At 59.7% G+C, this 15,930-nt stretch carries 15 protein-coding genes and 1 pseudogene; 10 read left to right on the top strand and 6 right to left on the bottom strand.

Annotated elements, in window-relative coordinates; translation table 11 throughout:
* Positions 1-290 precede the first annotated feature (290 nt).
* Both EPO09_RS13725 and EPO09_RS13720 read left to right on the top strand, forming a co-directional pair.
* Positions 291-974, top strand: a complete 684-nt coding sequence (locus tag EPO09_RS13725; RefSeq protein ID WP_290643885.1) for a response regulator transcription factor — start codon at positions 291-293, stop codon at positions 972-974.
* Entirely contained in the window at positions 949-2,772 is a 1,824-nt protein-coding gene (locus EPO09_RS13720; protein ID WP_290643884.1) for an ATP-binding protein, read from the top strand. The genes EPO09_RS13725 and EPO09_RS13720 overlap by 26 nt, the downstream gene beginning before the upstream one ends.
* 5 nt (positions 2,773-2,777) lie before the next feature.
* Here EPO09_RS13720 and EPO09_RS13715 read toward each other — a convergent pair whose 3' ends face one another.
* Positions 2,778-3,992 carry a hypothetical protein gene (locus EPO09_RS13715; RefSeq protein WP_290643883.1) on the bottom strand — a complete coding sequence of 405 codons (1,215 nt, stop codon included), beginning with the start codon at positions 3,990-3,992 and terminating at the stop codon, positions 2,778-2,780.
* Complete coding sequence (locus tag EPO09_RS13710; protein WP_290643882.1) at positions 3,989-4,897, bottom strand: hypothetical protein; 909 nt, start codon at positions 4,895-4,897, stop codon at positions 3,989-3,991. The genes EPO09_RS13715 and EPO09_RS13710 overlap by 4 nt, the downstream gene beginning before the upstream one ends.
* Positions 4,898-5,080: 183 nt before the next feature.
* Here EPO09_RS13710 and EPO09_RS13705 point away from each other — a divergent pair, with 183 nt between their 5' ends.
* The gene (locus tag EPO09_RS13705; protein WP_290643881.1) at positions 5,081-5,320 is read left to right on the top strand and encodes a VF530 family protein; all 240 of its coding nucleotides are present in this window, start codon (positions 5,081-5,083) and stop codon (positions 5,318-5,320) included.
* Between the two features lie 12 nt (positions 5,321-5,332).
* Positions 5,333-6,385: a peptidylprolyl isomerase gene (locus EPO09_RS13700; RefSeq protein ID WP_290643880.1), complete on the top strand. Its 1,053-nt coding sequence runs from the start codon at positions 5,333-5,335 to the stop codon at positions 6,383-6,385.
* Between the two features lie 7 nt (positions 6,386-6,392).
* On the opposite strand, the gene EPO09_RS13695 is transcribed toward EPO09_RS13700, so the two are convergent.
* Both EPO09_RS13695 and EPO09_RS13690 read right to left on the bottom strand, forming a co-directional pair.
* Entirely contained in the window at positions 6,393-6,857 is a 465-nt protein-coding gene (locus EPO09_RS13695; protein ID WP_290643879.1) for a hypothetical protein, read from the bottom strand.
* Positions 6,858-6,865: 8 nt separating this feature from the next.
* Positions 6,866-7,708, bottom strand: a complete 843-nt coding sequence (locus tag EPO09_RS13690; RefSeq protein ID WP_290643878.1) for an alpha/beta hydrolase — start codon at positions 7,706-7,708, stop codon at positions 6,866-6,868.
* A gap of 73 nt (positions 7,709-7,781) precedes the next feature.
* On the opposite strand from EPO09_RS13690, the gene EPO09_RS13685 reads away from it, so the two are divergent.
* From EPO09_RS13685 to EPO09_RS13670, 4 genes are all read left to right on the top strand, one after another.
* Positions 7,782-8,282, top strand: coding sequence for a GNAT family N-acetyltransferase (locus EPO09_RS13685; protein ID WP_290643877.1), 501 nt, complete (start codon positions 7,782-7,784; stop codon positions 8,280-8,282).
* Positions 8,283-8,336: 54 nt separating this feature from the next.
* Positions 8,337-8,918: an NnrU family protein gene (locus EPO09_RS13680; protein ID WP_290643876.1), complete on the top strand. Its 582-nt coding sequence runs from the start codon at positions 8,337-8,339 to the stop codon at positions 8,916-8,918.
* Positions 8,919-9,107: 189 nt separating this feature from the next.
* Entirely contained in the window at positions 9,108-10,211 is a 1,104-nt protein-coding gene (locus EPO09_RS13675; RefSeq protein ID WP_290643875.1) for a glycosyltransferase family 1 protein, read from the top strand.
* Positions 10,208-11,338, top strand: coding sequence for a glycosyltransferase (locus tag EPO09_RS13670; RefSeq protein ID WP_290643874.1), 1,131 nt, complete (start codon positions 10,208-10,210; stop codon positions 11,336-11,338). Before EPO09_RS13675 ends, EPO09_RS13670 begins: the two co-directional genes overlap by 4 nt.
* Before the next feature lie 18 nt (positions 11,339-11,356).
* On the opposite strand, the gene EPO09_RS13665 is transcribed toward EPO09_RS13670, so the two are convergent.
* Entirely contained in the window at positions 11,357-12,448 is a 1,092-nt protein-coding gene (locus EPO09_RS13665) for an NDP-sugar synthase (RefSeq protein ID WP_290643886.1), read from the bottom strand.
* 409 nt (positions 12,449-12,857) lie between these two features.
* On the opposite strand from EPO09_RS13665, the gene EPO09_RS13660 reads away from it, so the two are divergent.
* Positions 12,858-13,685 (top strand): ATP-grasp fold amidoligase family protein, encoded by an 828-nt coding sequence (locus EPO09_RS13660; RefSeq protein WP_290643873.1) that lies wholly within the window; start codon positions 12,858-12,860, stop codon positions 13,683-13,685.
* A 36-nt stretch (positions 13,686-13,721) separates the two neighbouring features.
* Positions 13,722-15,116, top strand: a complete 1,395-nt coding sequence (locus tag EPO09_RS13655) for a hypothetical protein (protein WP_290643872.1) — start codon at positions 13,722-13,724, stop codon at positions 15,114-15,116.
* A 45-nt stretch (positions 15,117-15,161) separates the two neighbouring features.
* On the opposite strand, the pseudogene EPO09_RS13650 reads toward EPO09_RS13655, so the two are convergent.
* Positions 15,162-15,930 (bottom strand): annotated as a pseudogene (locus tag EPO09_RS13650) (hypothetical protein); the annotation flags it as partial.

Below are 15,930 nucleotides of genomic sequence, written 5' to 3'. Positions count from 1 at the left end.
ATCTTGCAGCGCCACCTTCTGCCAGGGATGCGTGCAGATGCATCAGATGTAAGTAGGCGAAATCGCCTTTTGCTGCCGCTCTCTGCGGCAAGGCGGCGCATGTGCCTGGGCTTGTGTGAGCAGTACCACACCGAATTAAGGGGGGTGTACTTTCAAGCGCAACTGGAAAGGTGCACGGCTCGCTGCCACTGATATCCCGCAGATACAAGTGTGATCGGGTATCGGGGGCTTTGCGCTTGCTCGGTGTGCAGCGGGTGACACCCATAATGTCGGACAGACCTTCTTCAGCTATGCGCAGTAAACAGGAACCCCACAGCCGCGGCGACGCCTACCTCATCGTGGACGACCACGCCTTGATTCGCGAAGGCATCGTCCGCGTGTTCACCGACTTTCGCCCGTCGGCCCGCTTGTTCGAGGCCTGCGATCTGCGCGCGGCCGTGCAGATCCTGCAAGGTGAGTACGGGCCGTCCATTGACACGGTGCTGCTGGACCTGAACCTGCCTGACAGCCGGGGCCTGGAGACGCTGCAACGCATCAAGGCCATGGCCCCGAATGTGATGGTGGGCGTGGTGTCTGGCACCGATGACGATCAACTCGCCATGCAGTGCCTGCAACAAGGTGCGGCTGCATTCGTGCCCAAACATGGCGATCTGGATCAGTTCGTGCAAGGCATCTCGGCCATGGCCAGTGGGGGCATCTATTTCCCGCGTGACTTGCTTTGGCAGGTCACAGGCCGCTTGCCTGCGGCAGACCCGCAAGCCGCGCCTGGGCAGCCCACAGTGCGCCTGACGCAGCGCCAAAGCGAAGTGCTGCGCCTGGTACTCAAGGGCTTTTCCAATCAGGTGATCTCCGATGAGTTGGGCATCAGCCCGGACACGGTCAAGTTGCATGTCAGCGGTTTGCTGCGGGCGTACAAGGTCAGCAGCCGTGTGCACCTGATCCTGGCTTGTGCCAATCCAGATGCAGGCGCGTAGCGACAACAGGCTCTTGTGCCTGTCGCTCGATGGCTTGAGCGAGCAGGATGCCGCGATCTGGATCGACATGATCGGCAGTGGTTGGCGCAATCACCCCAAGGCCGTGCCCTTGCAATTGGTGGGCTTGTCGCTGATTGGCGTGCTCATCGCCAAGTCGAGCCTGCCCATCGGCCTGTGGCTGCCCTTGTATGCCTGCATGATTGTGGTGTGTCTGGCTGTCATCCCCTTGGCTGTGCGGTTTCGGCGCGTTCAACTGCAGGCAGGCAACTACCGGCCATGGAGATGGCTGTTGCTGGGATGGCGGGCTGTGCATGCGGTGTCAGGTGGAGCCTTGTGTGCCTTGCTCTATGGCAGCTTGACGGCGCAATGGCAACTGCCTTTGCTGATCACGGTGGTGGTGTTCACCTACGGTTTGACCTTCTATGCCATCGAAGATTTTGGCCTGGCCATGGTGGGCACGGCGCCGGTCGTGCTGAGCATGTTGCTGGCCCTTCTGGTGCATGGCGGCCAGGTCGATCACTACATCGCCGTGCTGCTGGTGGCGGCCGGCATCAATGGCTTGTTGGCGGGCCGGGCGATTTCAAGGCGCCTCTTCGAGGCAGCGCGCATGCGCCAGCGCAATGCGGTATTGGTGCAGGAGCTGGCCCGTGAGGTGGACGAAGTCACGCGAGCCAAGGCGCTGGCCGATCAGGCCAACCGTGAGAAAAGCGAGTTCTTTGCCGCAGCCAGCCATGATTTGCGCCAACCTCTTTACAGCCTGCAATTGCTGAGCGATCACCTTCGTCAGCAACTGAGCACGCTCTATCAGATCGAGGTGGCAGACAAGCTGGGCATCGCGCTCACCTCCATGCGCCATTTGTTCGAGCGGATGTTCGATGTCGCCCGGATCGACGCACAGAAGGTCGCCTATCAACCTCGGCATGTGTCTGTGCGAGATCTCTTCATGTCCCTGGACCATGAGTTCGCCCTGGCCTGCAGCGCGAAGGGCTTGCGCTGGTCCGTACAAGCTACCGACGACTGGCTCCATGCTGATCCTGTTTTGGCACAACGCATGCTGCGTAACCTGTTGGAGAACGCTGTGCGCTACACCAGCCAGGGCGAAGTGCGATTGAGGGCGCGCAGCCGGGGCGGGCGCATCCATTGTCAAGTGTGGGATACCGGCATGGGCATTGCCAGTGCGGACCAGGCCAAGGTATTTGACGACTACTTCCAGGTGCAAAACGCGGCCCGGCGTGCGCAAGATGGGCTGGGGCTGGGCTTGGGCGTGGTGCGCCGACTGCTGGCTTTGACGAACACCCGCATCACCTTGCGTTCCCGTTTGGGGCGGGGCTCCTGCTTTGATATCGCGTTCGCACCGGGCGACGCCAGCCAGGCGCTGCCAGTGCCTTCAGCGGCACCGACCGAAGCCGCGATGACGGCGACAGGCCACGAGTGCGTGCTGGTGATGGAGGATCAGCCCCACGTGCTGGAGGCCGTCGTGACCGTGCTCGATCACAGTGGCTACATGGCGCTGGGTGGTGACAACGCCATGGCCCTGGTGCGCCAGGCTGCCGAGCGAGATGCCTGGCCCTGTGCCGTGATCTGTGACTACCGGCTGGGCCCGTCATACAGCGGCCTGGATGCGATTGCCGAACTGCGCCACGAGTTCTGCGACGAGATGCCCGCCATCCTCGTTACAGGCGATCTTGATCCCTCCATCCGGGCACAAGCCGAAGCACAGGGAATCAAGGTGATGCACAAGCCGCTTGACCGTGCGCAACTGCTCATCGCCTTGCGTGAACTCACCCGGGCCCGCTAACCGAGTCAGGGTTGAGCGGGCTTGCTCGCATCCCGCAGGTTTTGTTCGGCCACTTGCACGTCCTTGCCGAACTCGGTGAGATAACGCTGACGTTGCTCGCTGGTCCACTCGGTGTCTGCAAATTCGCTGAGGCTGTGGGGGCGGCTTGTATAGGCCGTCTGGGGCCAGCGAGGCATCATCGCTCGATCAGGGAAGCGGCTTTCATAGAGGATGTAGCCGTCGATGTCTCGCAACGTGATCGGGAACACGGGCTTGGCGTCTCTCACCAGTTTGCCAAACAGGCTCAGGCGGATGTCGTTCGTGCCGGCGGGCACTTCGTCGTTGAAGCTCAGCAGCGCAAAGGGCTTGCCTGTGGCGTCGTAAGCTCGCGCGGTGACGATGTAGCGACCAGCCTCGTGCATCTCTGCCTTGAGGTGAAAATCCAGTGAGCCGTTGTCCATGCTTTCGCGCACGGGGCCACTCCACACGGCGGGCACTTGCGGCATGTAGACGATGTCGAAGAAGGCGTGAACCGGGCCACCGATATCGCTTTGCAGGTCAATATCCACACGGATCGTGCCTTGTGTCGCGGCGAAATTTTGCGTGGCTGGCTGCAGGCGGGCACTGAAGACGCCATCACCTGCGGCTGCATCGCCCTGGCTGCCGCGATCATCAAATGACACAGCAACAGGCATCACCGTTTGCGTGTGGGAGACATCCTGCACTTCATGCGCCACGGCGCGGATCACACGCAATGGGGCTGCGCGATTCTGGTCATCGCGCATGGCAACGGTCAACAACACGCTGTCGGTGCCGCTCACATAGACACGGTCCTGGCTGGTGATCAGATGGCGCCCGGACAGGGGCACCCCCTGTGCGCTGAGGGCTGCGCGGTCTTCCACCACAGGTGCGAAAGGCTGGAGCACATCGGCGTGCGCCGCGATGGGTTGCGATTGTGGTGGGTAGACCGTGGCGGCGCGGTAGCTGTTCAGGCGCTGCCGCGCCTCGGTCAACTGACTGGCCAGCAAGCGGTGCCGGCTGGCCGCAGCCGAGAGCTCGGCAGGATCCGCGCCAGCCAATGCATCCACTGGCGCACCGTAGCTGGCCATGGCACGTGGCGCCTGCGAGTGGGCGCGGGCTGCCTCGGTCTTGGCCTGCCCATCCTTCATCGCCACCCACAGCAGCGTCATGCCCAGCAATGTGATCGCGACCGCACCGACGCCGCCTGCCTTGAACTTCATTTGGCCGTGTCAACCATGTGTGTGCGCACCTTCGAGATCACGCCGGCCCAGTTCTGGTTGACGTAGTGATCGAAGACCTCGGTGTCATCACGGAAGACCACTGAGTGAAAGCTCCACTTCTTGGAGCCGTCTTCGTTGGCGGCAGTGCCCATGGTCAGGTCATAAGGGCAGGTCAGTGATGATTGCCCGGGGTTGCACAGGCGTGTGCCAGCAGAACCGGATGTGCCGCCTGTGGAGTGGTAGGCCACCACCGAGTCGTTCTGTCCCTTGAGCACGGCCGACGTGACCGCACCCTTGGCACCCGCGTACATGTAGAAGTTCACATTGCGGGTGAGGTTGTGGTCATACATGGCGCGAGCCGTGCTGGTCTTGAGGTCTTGCACCAGCTCTTCCGAGGTGCTCCATGCACCGGAGTCAGCTAACTCGGAGCCGCCCGCTGCGCCCGCACCCACATCCACGAACTTGATGTTCCAGCCGGTTTGCTTGGCGCCGCCAGAAGCCTGGGTGCAGACGCCGTCAGTGGGCACCGCGCTGCTGTTGCGCACCGTGTTGCCGTACTTGGAGAGCGCATAGCCAATCTGCAGATTGCCCGCGCTGTGCACCGCTACGTAGCACCAGTTGCTGCCTGTGCAATAGCAGTCCAGTGCCTTCTGGATGCCCGCGTTGGTGGTGGACACATGGCTCTTGCCATCCCAGTTCACGCTGATGGGGTTGATGCCCGCTTGCACGGCCAAAGCCGGTGCGCCGCCCCAGTAAGTGAAGTCAGCGGGGCTGCTCAGGCTGCCAGGCGTGCTGGTGCGGCCATTGATCCACAGCGAATAGTTGGTGGCATGGGCTGTGCCCGCCATGGCGCAGACCGCGAGGGCCAACAAGGAAAGACGTGTGGAACGTGACGACAGCTGCATGAGGAATCCTGCGTTGTGCGCGAGGCGCATGGTGATGATGTCTCGATTATTCGGACACATCAGTCGCACATCCACCCCTTGCTCAAGGGCCGCACGCAGGGGGAGGGTGACCCTACCCGAGCGGGTAGGTTGAAGGGCACCCTGTACGATAAGCAGGCATTTCAGGAAACCAGCCCGCACATCATGGACTCTCCCGCGCAGCCACGCAACCCGCTCCACGGCATCACGCTTGCACGCATGATCGAAGACCTTGCCGACTATTACGGCTGGGAAGAATTGGGCCAGCGCATACCGGTGCGTTGTTTCACCCACGATCCCAGCGTGGCTTCCAGCCTGAAGTTCCTGCGCAAGACACCCTGGGCCAGAGAGAAGGTCGAGGGCTTGTACCTTTACACATTGCGTCAGACACGCCAATCGGATTGAGGTCGCACACACATGAGCGGTATCAAGAACATGCATCGCGTGCTGCGACGGCTCACGCCCTGGTGGGCCAGCATGCTGCTTGCCACCTGCCTGGCCACAACGGCGATGGCGGAGGAAGTGGTCAATGCAGAGGCCTACCCTCCCAACGCCTACCGATGTGCGGTGCTGGCGGGCGGGACGGGCTCCCGCTTCGGTGATGCCAAGGTTGATGGCTTCTGGCGTGAGGTCAATCGCGAAGTGTGGGCTCAACTGGCTGATCAGTTGCGTACAGCTACCTATGACTTCGATGCGGTATTCACTGAAGCCAGCGACAGCAACAGCAAAACGCCCTTGCCCAAGCCACTCTTGGCTGTGGCGCGCAGCCGCTGCGCACAGTTGATCCAGATCTCGCATGACATCGGGGAAGACAAGGACGGGCGCTACTTCTCATTTGACCTTGCGGTCTTGCGCTTTCGCAGCAAGGGGCGCGCTGCATCGGCTCAGCCGGGTACCAGTGTGGTGCCTTACGAGGACTACAGCAAGCACTATCGTTTCGCTCGTACCGAGGAGGCACTCTCCACCTTCAGTCCGACGAAACTGGCCGGTCAGATCTTCCAGGAGCTGATCGCTTCACATGTGCTTGAAAGCATCAAAGGCGCGCGGCCTGTCACCGAAGCCATGATGCGTGACGAGTATGAGCGCACAGTGCCATCGACGGGCGAGCAGGAATATAAGGCGCGGCACATTTTGGTGGCAACGCGTGAGCAAGCCCAGGCGGTCATCGCGCGTATCAAGGCGGGTGAGGCCTTTGACGCCTTGGCCAAGACCTTGTCGATTGATACCGGCTCAGGTCAGGTTGGCGGCGAACTGGGGTGGGCAGCTCCTGGCGTGTACGTGAAGGAGTTCGATCAGGCCATGATCGGCCTGAGTCCCAAAGGGCTGAGCGCAGAGCCTGTGCAGTCAGCGTTTGGCTGGCATGTGATCGAGCTGTTGGATACGCGCCCGACACCGAGACCCTCCTTCGAGTCCATGAAAGCGATGATCTCGGCGCGTCTTCGGCAAAAATTGAGACGCGACAAGCCTTGATGAGCCTTCACGGTTTGTCTTTTTCTTTGTCCCGCTCTTTCTCCAGCAGCCGCTCAACCCGGGCACTGGCACGGTTGCGCACAAGGAAGCGTTCCAGCATGGACACGTCGTCTATCAATGCCTGGCCTTGGCGGCTGCAACTTGCCTGGCGTGCCTCCTTGTCTGACTTGGGCAAGGCGGCCCACCGTTTTTCCGCCGCATGCAGCATCTCATCTGCCTGGGGGTTGCGCAGCCCACGCTTGTAGGCCACGCCGATGAACACGAAGCCGTGTTCCACATCGCTCAGCATGGCCTGATCTCGGGCGTCCGTACGGGCTTGGGTCTGGCGCTCGACCACGCGTGCTTCCAGCGCTGCGGCGCAGGTGGCTGCATCAAGGAAGAATGCCTGATTCTCGGCGGCGCTTGGCTCATCTGCCCATGCGCTCTGGCCAAGCATGAGCATGCACAAGGCGAAGGCGTGAAATCGATTCATGATGGTGTTCAAAGTGAGTCCAGCAATCGGCTCAGCGCCTGCGTGTAGTCGGGGTGGTTTTGAATATCGCCATGCCCAGCCCCTTCTATGCGGATGAGTCGAGCAGCAGCCTGCCTGGCCTGCAAGGCCTGTGCGTGCGCGATGGGAATCAGCGCATCCTGATCGCCATGGAACATGACGATGGGGCTTGATATCTGTGGCAACCATTCGTCCGTGTGCATGGGGTAGCGCAAAACTGCGGAGGGCACCCATGGATAGCGGGCTGTGGCCATGGCTTCGATGCTCTGATAAGGCGACACCAGCACCAGCAAGTCGCTGTGCACCTGCGTTGCCAGTCGGGCGGCAAGGCCGGTCCCCAGCGAACGCCCGAAGATCACATGCTTCAACCCGGCGTATTCAGGTTCTATCTGACGCCAGGCGCGCATCACGTCATCGTGTAGTTGGGCTTCGTTTTCGATGTGGCCGCTGCTCTTGCCAAAACCTCGGTAATCCAGCATGAACAGGTCATAGCCACTCCGATGCCAGAAGTCGTAGTTGGTGTACCAGGTTGCGACATTGCCCGCATTGCCATGCAGGTAGAACACGATGCCTTTTGTGTGGCGCTGCCCGTTGATCAAAGGCTGGCGCAAGTGGAGGGCATGCAATCGTGCGCCGGGCACATTCACCCATTCCTCCTGGGTGTCTGCCTGTGTGAAGGCGTGATCCTGCGCCAGTACTTCAGGCGCGAACAGCAAACGCTCCTGCTGCCGCCAAAGCCAGCCCATTGCACCCAGCCACAGCACGGCAGGCACGAGTAGCAAGACCACGAACAGCTTGCGCAGCCAGGAGGGAATGCGTTGTGAAGATGGCATGTACGAGATGGTGAAAACTTGTCCTCAGCGTACACCGCAGGCAAGATGCCGCGAAACACAAATGTGGGTGGATATGAGCGGTTTGACGATCAGAGATTTTCGTTCGAAGGACACCGAGGCCGTGGACGCCATGGTGCGTGAATCCTGGTTAGAGCTGGCGCCCTTGATACCTGGGTGGGCCGAATTGGCACCCAGGTTAAACGCACTGACCCAAAAGGCCGATGACAGCGAGGTGCTGGTCGCCGAGCGAGGGGGGCGTTTGCTGGGGGCGGTGGGCTATGTGGGCGCCCATCAGGCCAAGCCAGATTTTTTTGCGCCGCAATGGCCCATCGTGCGCCTTTTGTCCGTGACGCCCATCGGGCGAGGGCGTGGGGTGGGGCAGCAATTGCTGGATGCATGCATCGAACGGGCGCGTCGAGATGGTGCGCCCACACTGGCGTTGCACACCACGCCGGTGATGAAGGCCGCGCAGGTCCTGTATGCCCGTGCAGGGTTTGTCGTACATCGCACCTTGCCGGACATGTATGGTGTCCCATATGTACTGATGTGCAAAGACTTGAGTGAAGGCCGCTGATGCAATCAGCCCATAATCCAACCTGATCCCCTATTTCATATACAAGGATTGGCGATGCTGGAATTGGCGCTAGGGCTGTTGATTTTCCTGGGTGTGCATTCGGTGCGCATCTTCGCCGATGGCTGGCGCACCCGAACCCGTGATCGCATGGGTGCCTTGCCATGGAAGGGCGTCTATTCGTTGCTGTCCATCGTGGGTTTCGTGCTCATCGTGCACGGCTTCGGTCAAACGCGTCTGGCGCCTGTGGTGTTGTGGGTGCCTCCTCTGCCCATGCGCCATATTGCAGCACTGCTCACGCTGATCACCTTCATCTTCCTGGTCGCCGCCTACGTGCCGGGCAATGCCATCAAAGCCAAGCTGCGCCATCCCATGATCCTGGGCGTCAAGGTCTGGGCCTTGGCTCACTTGCTGGCCAATGGGCAATTGGCGCACGTTGTGTTGTTCGGTTCTTTCCTGCTGTGGGCGATCCTGAACTTCAGGGCATCGCGTCAACGCGATCGCCTGGCGCCCCCTGCGCCTTTGCGTAGCTCTGCCCTGGCCACGATGTTGACCGTTGCCGTTGGTGTGGCAGCCTGGGTCGGATTTGCCTTTTGGGGGCACTTGCACCTCATAGGCAAATCGCCACTGGGTGTGTGAAGGCACGGATGCAAGCCGGTGTTCACGGCGGGGGTGTTACGTTTTCCCCGATTTGCCCGGCCGCTGAGTACCCAGCTTCGGGGGGGATGACAACACACCTTGTTCTGAAGTGCGTACACTGGGCGCTCGCCGGACCTTGAGTTTTCTGCGTCTGAGCTTGTATTGATTTGTCTGTCTGGCGGTGGGGTAATGCCTGAGGCTGTAACACAACTTGTGATAAATGGTCGCTTCCTGCAGCGGCCCGTTACAGGAGTAGAGCGTTTCGCCGTAGAGACTTTGACTGCGCTTGATCAGCTATTGAGCGTCGGCGCGCTGCCTGCCTTGTCCGTCGAGCTGGTCGTGCCAAAAGGTACTGAACCCCGCGTACATTTTCAGAATATCCCGATCAAGCAAGTGGGGCGTCGTCAGGGCCACTTCTGGGAGCAAATAGACCTGCCCATTTACTGTGGTGCCCGCCGCCTGGTCAATTTATGTAATACGGCGCCTATTTTCAAAAAAAACCAGATCGTGGTGATTCACGATGCAGCGGTTTTTTCTGTACCGCAGGCTTTCAGCGCGGGCTTCCGGCTTGCCTACAAAATCATCCATATGGGTTTGGCTTTGGTCGGGGCGCGCATCCTGACTGTTTCTGAGTTTTCTCGTCAGGATCTGGCCAATCATTTGCCGATGGTCGCTGATCGTATTTCGGTGTTGCCTGAGAGTGCTGAGCATTTGTTAAGGCATCAACCTGATCCCGCCATTCTGGCGCGAGAGAATCTCGGCAGTCGCCCCTATGTACTGGCGGTCAGCAGCATGGCGGCACACAAGAATTTCAGTCTGGTGCTGGAAGCGCTGACCTTGCTGGATGCCCCACCTTTCGACGTTGCGATTGCCGGCGGCGGCAACGCCAAGGTGTTCGGCGAAGGTGGCAAGGTGGCATCCGATCGCATCAAGTGGTTGGGCTATGTGTCCGATTCCGAGTTGCGAGCCTTGTACGAGGGGGCGATGTGCTTTGTCTTTCCGTCCATCTACGAGGGTTTTGGTATCCCGCCTTTAGAAGCCATGCAATGTGGCTGCCCGGTGCTGGCGGCAAACGCGGCCTCCATCCCTGAGGTGTGCGGTGATGCAGCCATGTATTTTGATCCTCGGGATGCCGCACAATTGGCGCAATTGTTGCTCTCAGTAGCGGACGACCATGCTTTGCGCGAAACACTGAGGCAAAAAGGATTGGCAAGAGCGAAGGAGTTCACCTGGAAGCAAGTCGCACAGGCGCTGGTAAAACAAGGCCGACTTCTAGAGGGCACAGCAAGATGACGAACTCAGCTGGCACAGTGCAGGTCTTGCATTGCGCAGAGACCATCAAAGGCGGTGTGGCAACTTATCTCCGTGAGTTGCTGGTTTGTCAGGCGCGTGATTTTGGTGGCGGCTCTGTGGCTGTGGTGGTGCCTGAGTCGCAGGTGTCGGAATTGCCCGTGCCTCCCGGCGTGCTAGTCATCACGTTTCCAGATAAATGTGGGCGGGCGATCAACGCGATGCAACTGGGGTTGGCCGTCGCTCGATTTGTGCGGCGACATCAACCCAGGGTTGTGCATGCGCATTCAACCTACGCCGGTGCGGTTGTGCGCCCCTTGCTGGCCGCCATGGGCATGGCAAGCCGAGTCGTCTATTGCCCGCATGGTTGGGCCTGGGATCGCGGCATGGGGCCTATGGCATTCAAGCTGACCCAGTGCGTTGAGCGCGTGCTCGCCCGGATGGGCGGCAAAGTCGTGTGCATCTCGGAGCATGAGCGCCATTCGGCGCTGGAGGCGGGGCTGAACCCTGAGCAACTGCACGTTGTTCTCAATGGTGTGGCAGAGAAAGCCCCGGCACCGCAAGGCATGGAGCCAGCTTGGCCGCAGGGGCGCAAGCGCTTGCTGTTCGTCGGGCGCTTTGATCGCCAGAAAGGCGTTGACCTGTTTTGCGCCGCGCTGCGCGAATTGGGCGATGAGGCTTATGGCGTATTGGCGGGCGATTTCGTTCTGAATGATGCGCAGATGTTCGACTTGCCAGGCAATGCCGAGTCTGTCGGCTGGATCAACTCCGCACGTTTGCAAACGCTGTTCAACTCAGCTGATGTGCTTGTGATGCCCTCGCGATGGGAGGGGTTTGGTCTCACCGCAGCAGAAGCCATGCGCGCCGGGGTGCCCGTTCTGGCCTCTCGCGTGGGTGGTTTGCCAGAAGTCGTGGCTCATGGCGAAACGGGGTTGCTGGTTGAGCCCGGCGACGTTTCGGCCATTGTGGACGCCGTCAGGCGCCATACCGCTGATGAGTGGCGCACCATGGGTTCTGCCGGTCGAGATCGATTCGAGAGAATGTTCACCATGGAGCGAGTGCATACGCAACTACGTGGCCTCTACGCCATCCAATCGGATTGCATATCGCCCATGAGTTGCGCACGCTAGCGTGCGCCGCCGCTGATTTCAGGCTCGGGCGTCGCCCCAACGATAGGCGCTGCCTTCTTCGCCTTGGTAGGTGGTGTGACCATGGCGGTCCACCACATACAGCGGCGAGGCGATCACCTCCATGAAGGCCTGCTCCACGTTCAGGCGGGTGTAGTCGAACATCACGCTGCGGGTCACGTTGCTCCCTGCGCGCACGCGGCAACCGTGGCCAATCCACGATGGGCCTTGAATCGTGGCACCGGCTTCAATGCAGGAGCCCGAACCGATGTAAACCGGCCCCGTGATGTTGACCTTGTCCCAGTCAATGCGCGTATTCAGGCCTACCCACACACCTGGGCGAACCTGCTTGCCTGGCATGCGCATGTCGGCGATCTGGCCAGCCAGCACCTGTTGCAACACGGACCAGTAATCGCTCACGCGGCCAATGTCCAGCCACTGGAACGGGCGGCTTTGTGCGTAGAAGGGCAGGCCTTGCGCCACCAGCATGGGGAACAACTGGCTGCCGATGTCGAACTCCTTGCCAGGAGGGATCATCTCCAGCACGGCCGGTTCAAACAGGTAAATGCCAGTGCTGGCCAGGTTTGACAAGGCCTCAGCGGGGTTGGGCTTCTCCTGGAAGGACTCGACCTTGCCCGCAGCATCTGCCACCACGATGCCGTAGTTCTTGACCTGATCGCGTGGTACTTCCAGCGTCACGACACTGGCCATGGCGCGTTTGGCCTTGTGCTCTGCGATAGCAGCCGTGATGTCCAGGTCGATGATGGCATCGCCGCAAATCACCAGTGTGGTCTCATCGAAGAAGCCACTGAAATCCTGGATGTGGCGCATGCCGCCAGCAGATCCCAGAGGCTTGGGCACGATCTCGCCATGGTCGCGCACGCCCTCGTATGAGTAGCCGATCTCCACGCCCCAGCGGCTACCGTCGCCAAAGTAGTTTTCGATCTTCCAGTGGTGATAGGCCACGTTGATCATGATCTCGCGCACGCCGTGGCGCGCCAGATGCTCGATCAGATACTCCAGTACCGGTTTGCCCAGGATGGGCACCATCGGTTTGGGCATGCCCTTGGTGAGGGGGCGGATTCGTGTACCTTGGCCTGCGGCCAGGATCATGGCTTTTGTCATGGCGAAAAAGTCGGCAACTGATCAAAAAGCGCCATTTGGCATGACTCGCATGTCACAACGGCGACGAAATGGCGGAACCACCACCCCGGGTCAAGGGGGTTAGGGATTCCCTTCCTCTCATAAAGCACGCGAATATTCAATCAATACGCCAGGGTACACATCGGCGTAGCAACTCGAAATTCGTTTCGCTATTTGAACTGAACTTGATCCCATCTGCGCCCCCACGTCCGAGGGGAAGTCATCTGCCGCGATTGACATCACAATGCCGTCGGGCGGAGCAAGTCACTTGTCAAGGTACAGCGTATAGCGAAGCGGGTTATTCATATATTGAAGAGGCAAAAAAATGGGCGCTGCAGCAGAAAAAAAATCACTGATGCGTGAGTTTTACAAACATTGTGTGGCTCCCGTGTTGCCAGAAACACTGGCCTGGAAGCTCAGGTTCTATTCCAAGCACGACTATTGGCCAGACCTGACACACCCACGCAGCCTGATGGAAAAGATTGTCTGGCTGCTGCGCCATGATCGCGCGCCCTTGCGGGCGCTCGTAGCCGACCGCTGCAAGGTTCGCGATTTCGTTGCCCAGAGGGCGCCTGAGTGCAAGATGCCTGCGCACCTTTGGGTCGGTAAGGAATTCACCCGCGAGGTCTGGGACAAGCTGCCCGCCAAATTTGTCATCAAAGGCAATCACGGCAGCCAGATGTCGCACATCGTGGATAAGAGCAAGGACAGCTTCGAGACGGTCAAGGCCGAAACCGTCCAGTGGCTCAACACGAACTATGAAGATTTGCTCGGCGAGTGGGTCTACGCCTCAGCTGATCGTGTTCTGGTTGTAGAAGAGAAGCTGGAACTCAACGCCATCATTCCGCCTGACTGGAAGTTCATATGTGGCAATGGCCGCGTGCTGATTGTTCAATTGGATATTGGCCGCTTCGTCAATCACGTTCGCAATCTCTATGATCGGGATTTCAAACTGTACGAAGGCGCAACCATTGCCTTCCCACTGGGGCCCAAAGTCGAGAAGCCTCAGGGATGGGATAAGGCCGTGGCCATTGCAGAAAAGCTGGCCGCACCGTTTGACCTGATTCGCGTTGATCTCTACCTCATCGATGGCGAGATCTACTTTGGCGAACTGACCAACTACCCTGGTGCAGGCTGGGATGCCCTCAAGCCGACCGAACTGGACTTTGAACTTGGATCGAAAATCAAGCTGCATGCCCCGAGCTAACGTGCGGATGGCATTGATAACAGGCGATAGCGCGGCATGAGGCAAGACAAGATCTTTGCCTTGCTGGCATACCTGATACAGGCGCTCTCGACTCTTGGGGTCGTCTTTGCAGTCAGTCACTTTCTGGATGCGACCAGTTATGGCCGCTATTCATTGGTGGTTGCCACCAGCCAGACGGTTGCCGTGTTTGCCGCCGAATGGATCCGGCTTGGCGCTCTGCGTTTTTGCGCAGCCAATGCGGACGACATGCACCAGCGTGTCTCCACCATTCAATCGGTCTTCTTTGGCATATGCGCTGCTCTGGCATTGCTTGTCACGGGACTGGGGCTGGCGGGTGTCATGCCCATGCACGAAGCGTTGCTTGGCCTGACAGTGGCCGTGCTGATGGGGGCTACCGATCTGCAACTGGTCTTTCTGCGTGTGCGCGGCAGCTTCAATGGTTTTGCCAAGCTGCAGTGTGCCCGTGCCATTACCTTGCTGCTGTCCTCGACGGCCGGGGCCATGGCCACGCACTCGCAAGTGGGCGCGTTGGCTGGGCTCGCCATAGGCTATCTCGTGTCCATGGCCATGTTCGTGAGTGCTGATCCTAGCTGGTGGCGGCTGGATCTGTCCGGCTTCAGCCCGTCTTTTCTCAAGCAACTGGCCATATACGGTATGGCCGCCGCGGGCGCCTCCATGATCCATTCCTTGGTACCGATGGGCATGCGCTGGACGGGGCAGAGCGTCATGACTGCCGCTGAATTTGCCGCGTTCTCATTGGCGATTGACTTGCTTCAACGGCCCTTTGCATTGGTCACATCGGCCATTGGTGGCATTGTCACGCCCGGCGTGATCAAAGAGTTCGAAGAGAAGCTCAAACCACACTTGCCCAAACTCAAGCAGATGTATGAGGTGCAGTTCTGGGCGGTGATCGTGTTGATGGGCGGGGCGCTGGCCTTCATACCCGAGGTGGCGCAATGGGCCATCAAAGATGCCATGAGCGCAGGCTTCGAACGTGTAGGTGCTGTGGTGGCCATGATTTTTGGCGCGCACATCGTGGTTCAGACCATCATGGCCACGCCGGGGCATTTGCTCAAAAGCGGCCATGGCTTGATTGCCAATGCCGTGGTGGAAGTCATCCTTGTTGGCCTGGCGTGCCTGGCGGGTTTGGTGTTCGATGCCCTGAGGCCGCTTGACTGGCTCTGGTTGGTGCTGGGTGCTGTCGTCTTGTGCGATCTATTCGGTGCCCGCTTGATGCGGCGCGTACCTTGCGAGTTTCCAACGGCCTTAGCGCTGACTGGCCCGGTTGTGGCCGTTGCCATGGGTTTGTTCAACTTGTGGGATACCAACGACGACTGGCAGATGGGCCTGCTCAAATGCCTGGCTTTTGCCGTGCTGACGGGTGCATGCGGGTTGTGGGTCAAGCGCATGGTCAAAGCCAAGGCGGTATAAAAAAACCCGCTGTGAAGCGGGTTTTTTTCAGTGCCGATGGCCGGATCAATTCGGGACCGTCACGAAAACAGGGCCATCAGTTTCCTGCAGGTACATCTGCTTGCCAGCGGTCAACGTGCTGGGCGTCGAGCCATCCCACATCTTGATGATCGATGAGGTGCTGGGCAGTGTGACCTTCACGCGAGCCCCTGCAGGCGCATCAGACCAGATCGCAAAGCACTTGGTGGCCCCACCATCCCAGCGCAGCACATGCAACCCAGGTGGCACATTGGGCTGGAAGCCCTTCAAGACACGGCCGTTCTGAGCGGTGTACAGCGAACGCACAGCCACCATCGCAGGCTTGTCGCTCAAGTCGGTATTGAGCAGGCCAAAGTTGTGTTCGCGGTTGAGTGGGTCTGTGCCGTCATTGACCAGGTCATACAGGATGCTGACCGGCGTGTTGATCGTGATCTGTGTGAGCATCTTGCGCACGGTCAGAACAGCCTGGCGGCGCATGGCGCGGGCATCGTGACCGTTACCGTAGGTGGCCACATCCCCAATGTCTCGGTAGGCCGAATAACCCCACTCGGTATCCCACACCTCAGCATTGAGCCCAACCGCCTGCATCATGCCTTTGAAGGTCGGCAGTTGTGTGGCGAAGGTCTCGGGATTGGTCATGCGATAAGGATGCAGGCCGATGGCGCTGACTTTCGCAGCCTTGCCCGTGCGCAGCATGTTCATCACGTAATCGAAATCCGTATCGGCCACGCCGCCTGTCGTGATCTTGACCGCAGGATCTGCTGTGCGCATGGCATCTACTGTCACGCTCAGCAAA

This window comes from Aquabacterium sp. (assembly GCF_004297345.1).
In the GTDB taxonomy this organism is placed as follows: Bacteria; Pseudomonadota; Gammaproteobacteria; order Burkholderiales; family Burkholderiaceae_C; genus Aquabacterium.
The sequence above is the reverse complement of the archived record's forward strand: the minus strand, read 5'-3'. Positions and strand labels throughout refer to the sequence as shown.